This is a genomic window from Candidatus Nitrosopumilus sp. bin_32a, assembly GCF_054095935.1.
Map to the genome: position 1 here is coordinate 139,409 of NZ_JBSWSN010000002.1, position 14,363 is coordinate 153,771.

At 34.5% G+C, this 14,363-nt stretch carries 16 protein-coding genes; 7 read left to right on the forward strand and 9 right to left on the reverse strand.

The window, feature by feature from the left end; genetic code table 11:
• Nucleotides 1–3 precede the first annotated feature (3 nt).
• The 4 genes from ACW9XH_RS01875 to ACW9XH_RS01890 form a co-directional block, all read right to left on the reverse strand.
• Complete coding sequence (locus tag ACW9XH_RS01875) at nucleotides 4–2,514, reverse strand: DEAD/DEAH box helicase (protein ID WP_457758940.1); 2,511 nt, start codon at nucleotides 2,512–2,514, stop codon at nucleotides 4–6.
• Between the two features lie 50 nt (nucleotides 2,515–2,564).
• Complete coding sequence (locus ACW9XH_RS01880; protein WP_457758941.1) at nucleotides 2,565–3,230, reverse strand: hypothetical protein; 666 nt, start codon at nucleotides 3,228–3,230, stop codon at nucleotides 2,565–2,567.
• Nucleotides 3,221–4,039: a DNA-methyltransferase gene (locus ACW9XH_RS01885; RefSeq protein WP_457758942.1), complete on the reverse strand. Its 819-nt coding sequence runs from the start codon at nucleotides 4,037–4,039 to the stop codon at nucleotides 3,221–3,223. Before ACW9XH_RS01885 ends, ACW9XH_RS01880 begins: the two co-directional genes overlap by 10 nt.
• 171 nt (nucleotides 4,040–4,210) lie before the next feature.
• Entirely contained in the window at nucleotides 4,211–4,558 is a 348-nt protein-coding gene (locus ACW9XH_RS01890) for a Sec-independent protein translocase subunit TatA/TatB (protein WP_457758943.1), read from the reverse strand.
• A gap of 127 nt (nucleotides 4,559–4,685) precedes the next feature.
• On the opposite strand from ACW9XH_RS01890, the gene ACW9XH_RS01895 reads away from it, so the two are divergent.
• Nucleotides 4,686–5,000 carry a P-II family nitrogen regulator gene (locus tag ACW9XH_RS01895; protein ID WP_457758944.1) on the forward strand — a complete coding sequence of 105 codons (315 nt, stop codon included), beginning with the start codon at nucleotides 4,686–4,688 and terminating at the stop codon, nucleotides 4,998–5,000.
• Here ACW9XH_RS01895 and ACW9XH_RS01900 read toward each other — a convergent pair.
• From ACW9XH_RS01900 to ACW9XH_RS01910, 3 genes are read right to left on the reverse strand one after another with little or no spacing between them, the layout of a single operon-like run.
• Entirely contained in the window at nucleotides 4,997–6,151 is a 1,155-nt protein-coding gene (locus ACW9XH_RS01900; RefSeq protein ID WP_457758945.1) for an MFS transporter, read from the reverse strand. The genes ACW9XH_RS01895 and ACW9XH_RS01900 overlap by 4 nt on opposite strands.
• Complete coding sequence (locus ACW9XH_RS01905; RefSeq protein ID WP_457758946.1) at nucleotides 6,148–6,837, reverse strand: class I SAM-dependent methyltransferase; 690 nt, start codon at nucleotides 6,835–6,837, stop codon at nucleotides 6,148–6,150. The genes ACW9XH_RS01900 and ACW9XH_RS01905 overlap by 4 nt, the downstream gene beginning before the upstream one ends.
• Nucleotides 6,838–6,885: 48 nt before the next feature.
• Nucleotides 6,886–7,608, reverse strand: coding sequence for an archaeal proteasome endopeptidase complex subunit alpha (locus tag ACW9XH_RS01910; protein WP_457758947.1), 723 nt, complete (start codon nucleotides 7,606–7,608; stop codon nucleotides 6,886–6,888).
• A gap of 107 nt (nucleotides 7,609–7,715) precedes the next feature.
• On the opposite strand from ACW9XH_RS01910, the gene ACW9XH_RS01915 reads away from it, so the two are divergent.
• On the forward strand, nucleotides 7,716–8,099 hold the full coding sequence (locus ACW9XH_RS01915) for an ArsR/SmtB family transcription factor (RefSeq protein ID WP_457758948.1): 384 nt from the start codon (nucleotides 7,716–7,718) through the stop codon (nucleotides 8,097–8,099).
• A gap of 72 nt (nucleotides 8,100–8,171) precedes the next feature.
• A complete protein-coding gene (locus ACW9XH_RS01920) occupies nucleotides 8,172–9,446 on the forward strand; it encodes a Glu/Leu/Phe/Val family dehydrogenase (protein WP_457758949.1) in 1,275 nt (424 codons plus the stop codon).
• 2 nt (nucleotides 9,447–9,448) lie between these two features.
• Here ACW9XH_RS01920 and ACW9XH_RS01925 read toward each other — a convergent pair whose 3' ends face one another.
• Entirely contained in the window at nucleotides 9,449–9,826 is a 378-nt protein-coding gene (locus tag ACW9XH_RS01925; protein WP_457758950.1) for a toprim domain-containing protein, read from the reverse strand.
• Nucleotides 9,827–9,891: 65 nt separating this feature from the next.
• On the opposite strand from ACW9XH_RS01925, the gene ACW9XH_RS01930 reads away from it, so the two are divergent.
• Genes ACW9XH_RS01930 through ACW9XH_RS01945 form a run of 4 tightly spaced genes read left to right on the forward strand, consistent with a single transcriptional unit; the run spans nucleotide 9,892 to nucleotide 13,683 of the window.
• The gene (locus ACW9XH_RS01930; protein WP_457758951.1) at nucleotides 9,892–10,035 is read left to right on the forward strand and encodes a hypothetical protein; all 144 of its coding nucleotides are present in this window, start codon (nucleotides 9,892–9,894) and stop codon (nucleotides 10,033–10,035) included.
• 3 nt (nucleotides 10,036–10,038) lie between these two features.
• Complete coding sequence (locus ACW9XH_RS01935; protein ID WP_457758952.1) at nucleotides 10,039–10,722, forward strand: type 1 glutamine amidotransferase; 684 nt, start codon at nucleotides 10,039–10,041, stop codon at nucleotides 10,720–10,722.
• A gap of 42 nt (nucleotides 10,723–10,764) precedes the next feature.
• Nucleotides 10,765–12,885: a 3-hydroxypropionate--CoA ligase gene (locus ACW9XH_RS01940; RefSeq protein ID WP_457758953.1), complete on the forward strand. Its 2,121-nt coding sequence runs from the start codon at nucleotides 10,765–10,767 to the stop codon at nucleotides 12,883–12,885.
• Nucleotides 12,886–12,921: 36 nt separating this feature from the next.
• Nucleotides 12,922–13,683 (forward strand): enoyl-CoA hydratase/isomerase family protein, encoded by a 762-nt coding sequence (locus tag ACW9XH_RS01945; RefSeq protein ID WP_457758954.1) that lies wholly within the window; start codon nucleotides 12,922–12,924, stop codon nucleotides 13,681–13,683.
• A gap of 59 nt (nucleotides 13,684–13,742) precedes the next feature.
• Here ACW9XH_RS01945 and ACW9XH_RS01950 read toward each other — a convergent pair whose 3' ends face one another.
• Complete coding sequence (locus ACW9XH_RS01950) at nucleotides 13,743–14,258, reverse strand: cupredoxin domain-containing protein (RefSeq protein ID WP_457758955.1); 516 nt, start codon at nucleotides 14,256–14,258, stop codon at nucleotides 13,743–13,745.
• Between the last annotated feature and the right edge of the window lie 105 nt (nucleotides 14,259–14,363).

Below are 14,363 nucleotides of genomic sequence, written 5' to 3' on the forward strand. Positions count from 1 at the left end.
TAATCATACTAGGGGCTTGTCCCCTTCGATAGGATCTATCAATTCTGTTTTTTCACCCGAATTAATTCTCTCCAAAATTTCTAATGCTGAATATTTGTGCAGATATTCATTATTGTTCCCACATCTGTATGAGAATGTACATCTTGGACATCCTGATTCATTTTTGCAAGGACATTCCTTTACGATAAACATACTTCGTTCAAGTGCTTTTTCAAATCTGTCATAGAGGGCTTTACTTGCACCGCTGCCCCCGATAGCCCCATCATAGATGAAAATCAAGCCTGAAGTACCTAGTGATATGCCTCCTAAATCTTGAGATACACCGCCTGTTATCATGTTGCTTCCTTCAATTACTACGTGCTCTGTTGCATGATATCCACTAGCTTCTGCATATTCTTTATCTTCAGAATCCTCAATTACTTTGAGGGGTCTTGGTGCATGAAACACAATCCCTTTGGTTACAAAATCATATTCTAGCGGATTATCTAATTGGACTTTTTCTCCTTGTGTGATTTCTTGTCCTAATTCAATATTGACATAGCCGTATACTTTTTTCTCAATATGTAATTTACAAAATGCAACCTCTACTCCATTTGCATTTCTTTTCTCAAAGACTGTTTCAATGGTTGGCCATTCTTCTGTTAATGATTTTGTATAGTATGGATAATCTCTTGGAATTCTTTCTAGTTTTGCATAGTTTTTTTCTGGATAATCAAATTCTTTTACTTTGTAACGCATTCCGGCTAAAAAATAGATTGCATCTTTGTGTAATTCCTCTAATGCGATTGGCAGTACTCTATCCCCTACTTTTTTTCCATCCAAGAAAATATCTATTGATTTTCCAATTCCTCTTATGCTGTATTCATTTAGCAAGGAATTGATTTTATCAAAATTTGGAATAATTCTATTGTTGAACTCTTTAAGATTTTCCTTAATTATGTGATGTTCAATAATTTCTTGATGTTCTTTTAATTCATGTCTTGATATTGGTCTATCGCATGCCATGGCCAACACTTGAAATTCCTCAACAAAGGGGTTCTTTGGGTCGATGTATGTTTTTTCGATATCTTCAAAATAATCATCTGGATGATTTTTGTAATATTGTGAGATTGGATCATTTCCTAATGCCAAAAATGCATATCCTCGCTGACCTTTTCTAGCGGCTCTGCCTATTCTTTGAATTAACCTATTCACTGGAATGGTGGATGATATCACACAATCAACATTGCCCACATCTATGCCTAATTCGAGCGTAGGAGTGCATGAAATTGCTTGCAATTTGTCTTCTTTGAATTGCCTCTCGACTGAAGTTCTATAGTTTGCCATTAATCCAGCTCTGTGAACTTTGATGTTGACTTTTTGTTTTTTTGCCTGCATTGCTAAAAGTTCTGAATTTAGATGTGAATTGTTAAAAACCATTGTCTTGTGATTTCTTTGAGTTAACTTTTTTGTCAACTCTACCATCAAAGCTCTCTGTGTTCGAAGTGATGGAAAAAGCATTATGAAATCTGTCTTGCCTTTTTTACCTGAACCTTGAATTCTTTGCATCTTTTCCCCAAACAGTTTTTGGCAGAATTCTTTAGCATCGTCAAGAGTAGCTGATGCTGCTACAAACTGTAACTTGTTGGTACAAATTCTTTTTAATCTTTTTATGATATAGTGCACATTTGATCCAAAAATTCCAGAATAAACGTGAGCCTCATCGGTAATGAGAATTCTGGTTGATGCTAAGAGTGACGAAAATTTTGTCTGATGCCACATGTGATAATGCAATACGTCAAAATTTGTAATCAGAATTTGTGGAGGATGATCAATTATCTCTCTTCTCTCTTCTTGCTTTGTATCTCCATCAAAAACTTTAACCTTGACCCCTATTTTTTCTGCAAATTTCAAAATTTTTGGATACTGATCACGTGCAAGTGCTTTTGTAGGGTAAACAAAAATTGCAAAAACACTTTCATCTGCTGCATCTTTTTTTATCCTTTGAATTACTGGAATCAAAAATGCTTCAGTCTTTCCAGATGCTGTGGGTGCCTCAATGACAACATTTTCTCCAAATGCAATTTCTTGAATTGCTTCCTCTTGAAATTTGTAAAATTGCTCTATTTTTAGCTCCTTAAGATGCTCCGTAATTGATTCATCTAGTCCTAATTCTTCGACTTTGCAGCCCATTTTGGGCTCAGGATTGCTCAAAACCTTGTATTGTGAAATATAGTCTTTTTTTGAATATAGTATCTCTTCAGTAATTTTATCTGGATTGTTTTTTCCTATCATCTCTTTGATTTCATTTTCGCCTCTGACAATCCCCTCATCTTTGAGACCTTCAGATAATCCTCCCTCAGTCACCAATCCTTTGTCAAATCTTGAAAGAAATTCTAAAAATACCTCGTCTGCATTTTTTGAGAATTCTAACAGATCTTCAATACCGCACTTTTCACAAGAAACATGCATTTTTTTGTTGAAGGTTTTTTGGATTTCTATCTTTGATTTACATTTTGGACAAGAGAATTTCAAGATCTATTTGATGAGGAATTACTGATGATTTATTGTTTAATCTATTATTATTAATTTTTGGTGTTATCTATGATGTTTTCTGTATTTTTTTCTATTTTTGTCAAATCTAATAACACTTTTTTGCGACGAGGATTTCCATTTGCATTTCTAAAATTTTCTTGAAATGTCCCACATTCTACAAGTAATTTGTCATCAATTCTAATCAAGTCTATTTTTGAAATCCTCATCTGTGTTTTACGTTTCCTCGAAGAAGCGTTTCGAGCAATTCTTTTAATTTCATAATTGGATGTTCCTCCTTTTAAAACATCATGCCATTTTTTAAAATCTGCTGATTGATTATCATATGTTGCTGAACCTGTTGCAAGAATTAATCCTACACATCCAAAATCTTTAATCGCTTTTGCTATGGCTTCACTATCATTTACTATGATTTTATTTCCTGATTCTTCTGTATGGGATTTAAAATCCCAAGGTATTTCTAGAAATCCATCAAATGAAACATTTCCATATTTTTTACTACATGGCATTTCCATTATCTTATTGAGATTATTTTGACACCAATATTCGAAATACCATCCAATCCATTCCATTTGCTTCCAATTTCTTGCATTGTTTTCTTTCATTTCTAAAATACATTTCATCCCGTCCCAATTCATAGGGGCTTCACTAACTAAAGGACTAAGAATTTTACAAATTTCTTTAAAATTCAGACCCACATATCTAATGAGTCATCTGTATCTTTTGAACTTTTTATGTGATATGAGTTTGTTTTCAATCTTTTTGAAATGAAATCATGATATTCTTTTACCACTTCAAATCCTAAGAATTTTCTTTTTTCCATTTTACTGACAACCGCAGTTTGTCCAGAGCCCATGAATGGATCAAAAACTAAATCTCCTTTTTCACTCGAATATTCTAGAATTTTTTTAATTATTTCTGCTGGAAGCTTGGTTGGGGTCTTTTCTGAACCATTCCAATATTCTCTTTTAATTTCCCATACGTCTTCTTTATCTCTATAGTGCAAACTTCTTCCTTGTTCGTTTTTTTCATCTTTACCAAATCTTTCATATGGAAAAAACTTACGTTTTTTGTCATTTTTACAAATAAGCAAACAGTGGTAATGTGATGTAACGTATTTTCTATTTGTTACAACGCCAAATTGGTATTTCCAAATTATGTGGTTAACTACTGTAAAACCAATTTCCTCAATTGCATTTAAAATATCTCTGAGATTATTCCATCCTGAAAAAACATACATGCTTCCACTTTCTTTTAAGATTCTAAAACATTGACTCATCCAATTATGTGTAAATTCATAATAATCTTTTTGAGGGATTTCTTTATATCCTTCTAAAACCCTAGATGCTGTTCGATTATAATTTGCTTTTTTTGCTTTGAAATCAATAGCAAAAGGTGGATCTGTAATTACTAAATCAATAGTTTCATCTGGAATGATTTTCATTCCTTCTATACAATCTTGATTTATGACTTGATTATATTTGAGTTTGATTATTTCAGATACCATTCAACAAACCCTCTGGTTATTTTTTAACAATACTGTTCATAAACTTATTCTGGGATCTAAATCTTCTCCGATCAATTAATTGACTTCTGGTTAACTAAAAATTAATTAATAATAGTCAAAATCCGATCATAATTCATTTTATACTGTATTCTCTTTAGAAATTAAAATGAACTATTCTTTTTTTCCAGGCTCATCTGTTCTTTTTTGGCCAATTTTTGCAGCAATCCCTTCTCTTAATTCATCATCTGTTTTATCTTCGATTTTTACTCCAGCTGATTTTGCAATCATCTCTAATTTTTCTCGTTCTGTTTCAACAGGCCCTGAAATTTTAGGTGATTCTTCTGTAACTTCTTTCATTTGCTCTTGAATTTCATTTTTGGCTTTGTTGTATTCGCTGACTATTCTTCCCATTTTTCTAGCAGTTCCTGGAAGCTTACCTGTGCCCAGAATCAAAACCAATGCCACAAAAATAATTATCATCCATTCACTTCCACCAATGTTTAGTGAATAATCAAACATGTCTTGATGTTGTATAATTTGAAATTAAACGTAATGTCTGCATTTGTGCCTAAATTGGTGATTTATTCTTAATTTCATTTGTGAGAAGTACTTATTGATTTAAATAAATTCAGAATTAATAATTTTTATGAAAAAAATAGAGGCAATCGTTCAAGCCGGAACAAAAGATGCAGTGATTGCTGCAATCAAAAAAGTCGGTGTTGGCGGTGTAACTGTTCATCAGGTCCAAGGACAAGGTGCACAAGATCCTCCTTTGGTTGGGCAATATTTCAGTAGGGATATGATCATTTGCGTTGTAGAAGATCCTAAACTAGATGATGTGCTAAATGCAATTGCAAATGTTGCTTGTACTGGAACTAAAGGTGATGGCAAAGTCTTCGTAACACATATTGAAGATGCACTAGATCTCTGCACTAAAAAACGTGGAACAATGGATATCTAACTTAAGATTCTCTGTGGTTCTAATTTCTTTCTAACATTTATTGCAAATAATGTTACTCCGATTCCTATTATGCAAAATACCAGATACGGTGTCTCATTTCCAAATGTCTGTGTAATGGGGCCTCCGATGGTTGGTCCTATTGCCCAACCCATGCCAAAAACTGTTTCATATGCCCCGATAATTTTCCCTGAAATATTTTTTCGAGTTTTACTTAAAATAATCTCCAAAGTTAATGGAAAAAATATGCTAAATCCAAAGCCCATCAGAACTAAGGCTATTCCAAAAGCGAATATTGAATCTGCGACAACTGATATGGCCAATCCTACTGAGACCGCAAAAGTTCCAGCAATCAAAGTTTGACTGGTTCTTCTGGCAAACTTTCCCGCTAATGCAAGAGAGATGACACGTGATATCCCAAAAACAAAATACAACAACAAAATGTCTGATGCAGACATTCCATTATCATTAAGAAATGCTGGATATATTGTCAGGATTATTCCAAATGATGAGGTACAGAAAACTAACAACACTATCACTTCTGGAAACCTCTTCATTTCCTTAATTGATGAAAATGAAAATTTTTCGTGATGTTTTTTTACACTTTTTCTTGAGGCTAAAAGTGCTGTAATTATTGCAGCTGCGAGAACAAATGCTGCAATTTGGAATAATATTCTATATGTGACATCAATGCCTTCTAAAAGTACAGTGCCCAGTAATGGTCCCACCATGAATCCTCCAACGAAAAACATTGTGAACCATGAGATGTTCTTTACTCTGTTTTTCTCAGAACTTTCATTTGAAATGATTGCTTCACAAGGTGGCCAGAAAAATGCATGAGCTATCCCTGTCATTATTCTGAATCCCATAATCTCTGGAACTGATTGTGCAATGGATAGAAGATAAATCGATGCGGAATTTATTGCAGCGCCAACTGCAAGCAAATACCCGTTGTTAATTCTATCAAGAAGAATTCCTACAAAAAGTGGAATGAACATGTAAGGGATGAAATTCGTTAATCCAATTAATCCCAGTTCAGAATATGTTGCACCGATAATATTTTTTGCAAATACTGGCAGAATTGGACCGTGTAATCCATATGAAATTCCGATAATTAAACCGGTGATGTTGACTAGTACAAGAACTCTATTCATTTGTATGCGGCAACCATTATCGCCCCGCCCATAAGATCTTTCTCAAACTCCACTCTTGAGAATTTCTCTAGAATCAATCCTTCTAGTTTTTTGTTTTGTGGCCATCGCTTGTATGTTCCATACAATGTGCCAAACTTTAGTCCTAGTCTTCCTCCTGCAGCAAATGCAAGAATTGGTAGAATGCATCTTAGATAAAATGAAACGCCAGCTCTGAAAAATGCTTCATCTGGTTTTCCCAAATCAACTATTACAAATCGCCCATCTTTTTTTAGCACTCTGTGAATTTCAGAAATTGCAATTCTCAAATTAATTGCATCCCTCAAAGAATACCCGCATAGCACTGCATCAAATTCCTCGTCTTTGAATGGGATGTGCTCAAAAACACCATTTGCCATGTCTGGTGATTTCTCAAAAAATGTACCTGTATTTTTTAACATTGGTACAAGTGGATCATACAGTGTAATTGAGATTTTACCGTCAGTTAATTTCATTGCTGTTTTTGACATGTTTCCAAAACCTGAACCTGCATCTAGAATTTTATTTCCTGGGAATACTCTATTTGTAATTCCTCTAATGCGATGTTCTTTATCTTTCCCTAATGAAATAATGGAATTGACTTTGTCATAAATTGGAATTATCTCTCGAAGTACTTCCATTACTTCTCCCCAATAACTTCCTAAACCCATAATCTATCTTCTCAGTACACTTGTTTAAGTTTCAAATTGAAGATTTTATTATGGTGCAAACTTTGATGCATTTTTAGAATAATTCTGTAAATCTGACTCTGAAACTTTCTCAAATATTTTTGCTTTAGTTGTAATTTTTGCCATTTTTATGTTGTTGACTCCATCTTTTGATTCTGCTTTTAGATTGATTGCTGCAATTGCTAAAGCTGCTGCATCATCCAAACTCAAATCTTCTTTGTAATGTTTTTCTAAAAATGCATTCACATCATCAGCACCTGCGCCAATTGCAATTGCTGAAAATTGGATGTATGTTCCACTAGGATCTGTCACATAGATCGATTCTCCTTTTTGATCAATTCCTGCAATAATCATGGAGACTCCATTTGGACGTACTCCTCCATATTGTGTAAATTGGTGAGCTTGATCTGCTAAATGTTTTGCAACTGTTGAAACTTCGACTGATTCATCATATGTCATTCTGTTTCCTTGTGAGAAGAATCGTGCACCGTCTACTTGAACACGTGCATCTGGAATGTATCCTGCTGCTGCAACTCCTATATGATAATCTACTTGGAATATTTTTTGAGTAACATTACTAGTTTGTAAAGTTCGAGGTTTTTCTTCAACTGCCATGATAACTCCTTCTTTACTACTAACACCAATAGCTAGAGTGCCTCTTTTTACTGTCTCAATGGCGTATTCGACTTGGTATATTCTACCATCTGGTGAATACATAGTTGGTGTCATATCGTAACCACGTGATGCCATCATGTCATCACGAGTTCATTCTCAGTCAATTTAAGGGTAATTGTCTTGCCTGAATATGGATGAGATCTGGAAATAGGGTTTTAAGCAAAATTGACTTGATCAATTCAAGTATGGCTAATCAACTCCTAGAGTTCAAAGAAATTATTAAATCAAAACAAGTTTCAGAACCTCGAAAAACCGACAAACAAACAAGAAAACTCTTGCTATACTTGTTTACAAGTACAAGGGGTGGATTTACTCGATTACGAATAATTATTCATCTTTTAGAACAACCATGCAATACACATCAGTTAGCCAAGGAACTTGATCTTGATTACAAAGCAATCCAGCATCATATGAAAGTATTAGAGAAAAATAACATGGTTTCAAAGATTGGAGAAAAATACGGTGCCATATTTCATTTATCAAACTTTCTAGAACTAAACATTGGTGCACTATGTGAGGCAATTGACAAATTAGATAGAAAGATGAATCATACCAAAATCTATCTGTAATCTTATTTCTAAATCTTCGATCTGAAATTTTGAACTAAACTTAATATAATATGCCTAGTTTGACAAAACATCTTGGTCAAAAATGATCCTTTTGATAATGCAACAAAGCAAGTTAATGATGCTTGTGATATAATCGGAATCAAAGACAAAGGGATTCGTGAATATTTGGCAATGCCAAATAAAGTTTTGAGAGTCAAAATTCCAGTAAAAATGGATAATGGTAAAATTAGAATTTTCACAGGATTTAGAAGTCAACACAACAATGACCGCGGTCCATACAAAGGCGGTATCCGTTACTTTAATCCTGAAGGTGGCGTCGAATACATGGAACGTGAAGTCATGGCACTTTCTTCATGGATGACTTGGAAATGTGCAATTGTTGATATTCCACTTGGCGGTGGTAAGGGTGGTATCTACGTTAATCCAAAAACTGAAAAAATTAGTGATGATGAACTAGAGAGAATCACTAGAGGATTTGCATTTAAAATTAATGAAATTATTGGCCCTGGAAAAGATATTCCAGCTCCTGATGTATACACGACAGGAAAAGAAATGACGCAAATTATGGATACCTTTAACAAATTAAACGGCAACATATCTACACCTGGTGTAATTACTGGAAAACCAATCTCAATGGGCGGTTCACTTGCAAGAAATGTCGCAACTGGATTGGGTGCAGCATATTGTGTAAGAGAGGCTGCCAAAGTACTAAAAATTAATCTTAAAACTGCCAAAGTAGTTTTACAAGGATTTGGAAATGCATCTACCTTTGCAGGTATCTATTTGGAAAAGATGGGTGCCAAAATAATTGGTGCAAGTGATTCAAAGGGTTCAATTTTGTTTGAAAAAGGAGCTCCGATGAGTAAACTAATGGAGTACAAAGAAAAAACTGGCTCTGTAGTTGGATTTCCTGGAAGTAAAAAAGTATCAACTGAAGAATTACTTACTGCTAAATGTGATGTACTAGTTCCTGGTGCACTAGAGAATCAAATCAATGCAAAGATAGCAAAGAATCTCAAATGTAAAATTATTGCAGAAGCTGCAAATGGCCCAACATTACCTGAGGCTGATCCAATAATAGAACAAAAGAAAATTTTAGTAATTCCTGATATTTTGGCAAACTCTGGTGGTGTATGTATTTCCTACTTGGAATGGGTACAAAATAACATGGGTTACTATTGGACTTTTGATGAAGTTGCAAATAAAATGGAAGCAAACATCACTAAAGGTTTCAAAGATGCATATGCATCAAGTAAAAAATACAAAGTTGATATGAGAAAAGCAACTATGGTTTTGGCAGTTGAGCGTGTCTTAGAGGCATTCAATCAGAAAGGCATTTGGCCATAATCTTAGGCCAAGTGAGACTCGTAACTTACTAATTGTTCGATACACATTATTTTCCCTTTTGTAATTATACGTAATTTTCTTTTGAAAGTAAGATCCACCTTTGTTCTTCTTTGTAATAGTTGGATTGTTTTCCCTGTGAGCGTTCTACCTTTTTTGTCTCTGTCAAAAAGAATTACCAATCTTTCATATTTTGCTACAGAGTCTGCAAAGTTGTTCATACCTGCAAACTTATGAAATTCTAAAACTTTACCTGCGTATCCTAGTGTCCTTAATGCATTAGAATCTCTTTTTCCTTCAACTACTACAACACTATTTTCTAAAGTGTTTAATTGAAAAATAAAATCTTTCAATTCAAGAATCTCTTGCTCTGAAACTAACACACACTATGATTCATCTTAACATATTAAAACAGAGCATATTTTTACTTCTGAAGAATTTACAAAGTATGATGAAAACAGAATTGGAAATTGCTGAATATCGAAAAGTAATAGAAGAAAGATTAGTAAAAGCAGAATCTATGGATGCCATGAAATACTATCAAGGGGTACTAAGATGTCTCGAGTGGGTAGTTACGGGACTAGATGTTTAAAAAATGTCAGATGTATTGCTTGTACAGAATACACGAGTGGAGGGTTCTGGATACTTGGGTGAACTGTTACAACATGACGGATTTGAAATCACATCAGTAAATGCAAAACATGAAAAACTTCCAGACCGAGATTTTTCCCTGGTTGTAATTTTAGGTGCGCCTGAAAGTGCAAATGATGATTTAGAATATTTAAACGCTGAACGGCAACTGATTAAAAATTCTGTGGAAAAAAATATTCCTGTACTTGGAATCTGTTTAGGTTCTCAATTAATTGCTAAAACATTTGGTGCCAAAGTGTATGCCGGGCCAAAAAAGGAAATTGGCTTTTATCATGATTTAAAAATTAGTAGCGAATCTCCTCTTTTCAATGGGTTCAAAAACCCATTCACTGTGTTTCATTGGCATGGTGATACCTTTGATTTACCTGAAGGTTCTATTCGATTAGCCTCCTCCGAGCACTATGAAAATCAGGCATTTCAATACAAGAGTGCGATAGGTCTGCAATTTCATTTGGAGGTAAATGAGGAGATGGTGAATTTGTGGCTTGATAACGCTGAAGAAAAATTACAAAAAATACCTTACATCGATCCACAAAAAATTCGCTTAGAAATAATTGAAAATATCTCAACTGTGAAATCAAATATGAATAATTTTTACAATAATTTCAAATTTTCATTTAACCTTTGACCAAAGTTTAATATACTTAATTCTAATTTTATCGATCGAACGATGACTGCTGTGAAGAAAATTTTTGAAGATACAATTCAAACAAATCACAAAGTTATCACTGAAGAATTATCAAAATCTATTCTCAAAACTTATGGCGTTAAAGTTCCACCTTATGCATTAGTAACATCTGCTGAAGAAGCAGCAAAACAAGCAAAGAAGATTGGCTTTCCACTTGTAATGAAAGTAGTGTCACCACAAATTTTGCACAAGACTGATGTTGGTGGAGTTAAAGTTGGATTAGACAATGTAGCTGATGTCAAAAAAACATTTACTGACATGTATGGTCGTTTATCTAAGAAAAAAGGCGTCGATGTAAAAGGAATTCTTTTGGAAAAGATGGTTCCAAAAGGTGGAGTCGAACTCATAGTTGGTATACAAAATGATCCACAATTTGGCCCAATGATTATGGCTGGATTGGGAGGAATCATGACTGAAGTCTTTAAAGATGTTGCATTCAGAATGCTTCCAATTACGACATCTGATGCTAAATCAATGTTAAATGAACTAAAAGGTTCAAAACTTCTAAAAGGATTCCGTGGCAGTGCACCAATTGACATAAACATGGTTGCAAATGCACTTGTCCAAATTGGAAAGATGGGAGTTGATAATGCAGATTATGTTAACAGTATTGATTTCAATCCGGTAATTGTATATCCAAAATCTTACTTTGTAGTGGATGCAAAAATTATTCTAAATAATGAATTAAAAAAGAATTCAATTTCAAAAGCAAAACCAAACATTGAATCCATGGAGTCATTCTTTACTCCAAAGTCAGTTGCACTAGTTGGCGCATCTGCAACTCCTGGTAAAATTGGTAATTCTGTTTTAGATGCACTTGGAAAACAAGATTACAAAGGTAAAGTATACCCAATTAATCCTAAACAAGAATCAATTCTTGGAATCAAATGTTATCCATCATTAGAGGCAATTCCTGAAAAAGTTGATCTGGTTGTTGTCTGTATTGATCTTTCAGCATGTGGACCTATAATGAAAACATGTGCTGAGAAAGGAATTCATAATGTTGTAATTGTTTCAGGTGGTGGTAAGGAGCTTGGTGGTGATAGAGCCGCCATGGAAGCTGAAGTAAAAGAATTATCTATAAAACACAAAATTCGTGTAATTGGTCCTAATTGTATTGGAATGTTTAATGCAGCAAATAGACTTGATTGTGCATTTCAAGGACAAGAAAGAATGGTTCGTTCAAAATTGGGTCCTGTTGCATTTTTCTCACAAAGTGGAACTATGGGAATCAGTATGTTGGAAAGTGCTGACTTGTTTGGATTATCAAAAATGATCAGTTTTGGAAACCGTTCTGATGTTGATGAAGCAGATATGATATGGTATGCCGCAAATGATCCTCAAACCAAAGTAATTGGATTATACGTTGAAGGATTTGGTGATGGTAGAAAATTCATCAATACTGCCAAACGTGTAATGAAAGAGGCCAAGAAACCTATAGTTATTTGGAAGAGTGGAAGAACTGCTGCAGGTGCAAAACAAGCTGCATCCCATACAGGCTCACTTGGAGGTTCAAATGCCATGATTATGGGTGCATTCAAACAAGCAGGAATTATTTCAGTTGATAGTTATCAAGAACTAGTTGGAGCATTAAAGGCACTAGCCTGGCAACCCCCTGCAAAGGGTAATCGTGTCGCTATGACTAGTAATGGTGCCGGTCCAATGATTGGAGGAATTGATCAATTAGAAAGATTAGGTCTTACAATTGGAAAACTCTCTCCACAAATTACCAAAAAAATAAAGGATCACTTCCCACCTACCGTCCCTATTCATAACGGAAATCCTGCAGATGTAGGTGGCGGTGCAACTGCAGATGATTATAGATTTGTCATTGAACAATTTTTAGATGAAAATAATGTCGATATTGCTATGCCTTGGTTTGTCTTCCAAGATGATCCACTTGAAGAAACAATTGTTGGCTATTTGGCTGAGCTCTCAAAGAAAAAGAAGAAACCAATTCTTGCTGGTGGTAATGGTGGCCCATATACTGAAAAAATGATAAAATTGATTGAGGAACACAATGTTCCAGTTTATCAAGATCTTCGAACTTGGGTTGCAGCAGCATCAGCATTAGCCCAATGGGGCAAAGTACTCGGAAAATAGAGAACATTTAATTCCTATATTACTTCGAAAATTAACATGTCACTAGTTACTACATCTACTTCTGATGGCATTTGTACTGTCAAAATTAACAGACCTGACAAACTCAATGCTATGAATACTGATGTTGCAAAAGAACTAATCAAAACTTTTGAAGAACTAAACCATAATGATGATGTCAAAGTTATCATTTTGACTGGTGAAGGCGAAAAGGCATTTTCTGCTGGTGCAGATATTGAATACATGTCAAAAATTTCCGCAGATGAATCAGTTGAATATGCAAAGACAGGTCAGCTTGTCACTGCAACTGTTGAATTGGTTAGACAACCAACCATTGCAGCAGTTAATGGTTTTGCTTTAGGGGGAGGTTGTGAACTTGCAATGTCTTGTGATATTAGAATAGCAGCAGATACTGCTAGACTAGGTCAACCAGAAGTTACAATCGGTATCCCTCCAGGTTGGGGTGGTACTCAAAGATTGATGAGAATAGTAGGAATAGCAAAGGCAAAAGAACTTGTTTACACCGGTAAAATGGTCAAAGCAGATGAGGCTAAAGAAATTGGTCTTGTAAATCAAGTAGTTCCTCTTGCATCATTACAAGAAGAAGCTTTGAAAATGGCCCAACAAATTGCTGGAAACTCTGTAATGGGCGTCCAAATGTCTAAGGTTGCAATTAACAAGGGAAGAAATGCAGATCTTGATACTGGTCTTGCAATTGAACTTTTAGCTTGGAGAAATTGTTTCACTCATCCTGATAGGGAAGAGCGAATGACAGCATTTGTTAACAAGTCAAAGAAATAGCTATTTCTAATTTCTTTCTTATTTTATTTAATTTAAAAAATAATGGTAGAGTTTTGACTCTACTTTACAGTTACTAGTCCTACTCTCCATGGGTGGAATGAACAATAGTAGTTGTAGACTCCTGGTTCTTCAAATATGAATTCGAACCTATCTCCAGTGTTTAATGGAGGACTATTAAAAAAGTCAATCACATGCCCACGTTCATCCTGACTTTGGATGTTGTGTGGTACAGAATCATCATTTACCCATGTCACTTTGGTATTTGTGTTGATCTCCAGATTCAATGGCAAGTAAAACCCCTTACCTGACACGTCAAAATTTCCATTAGGAATTATTATCTGAGCTTCCATAATTTTTGAAACAGTCTTTTCAGCAGAATCTATTATGATGATTCTGCTTTCCACCAAAAATTTTATTGCATTAAGAAATTCTGCCTCTGAGATGATCCCTTGACCATACCATAATGCATTGTTTTTTACCCATTCTGGAAGTGAATCTGCATTTGCAAAATTTACTGAACCTGAAACTAGTAAGATTGAAAACACCACCATTGGAATACTTGTTTTCAATGACATGCGTCCCATTGATGATAATTGTTTTCAAAGATTTTAAATGATTTGTTAATTTTTAGATGTGATTTTTACTTTTTGGCATTAAAACACCATAATTTTGATTATTTT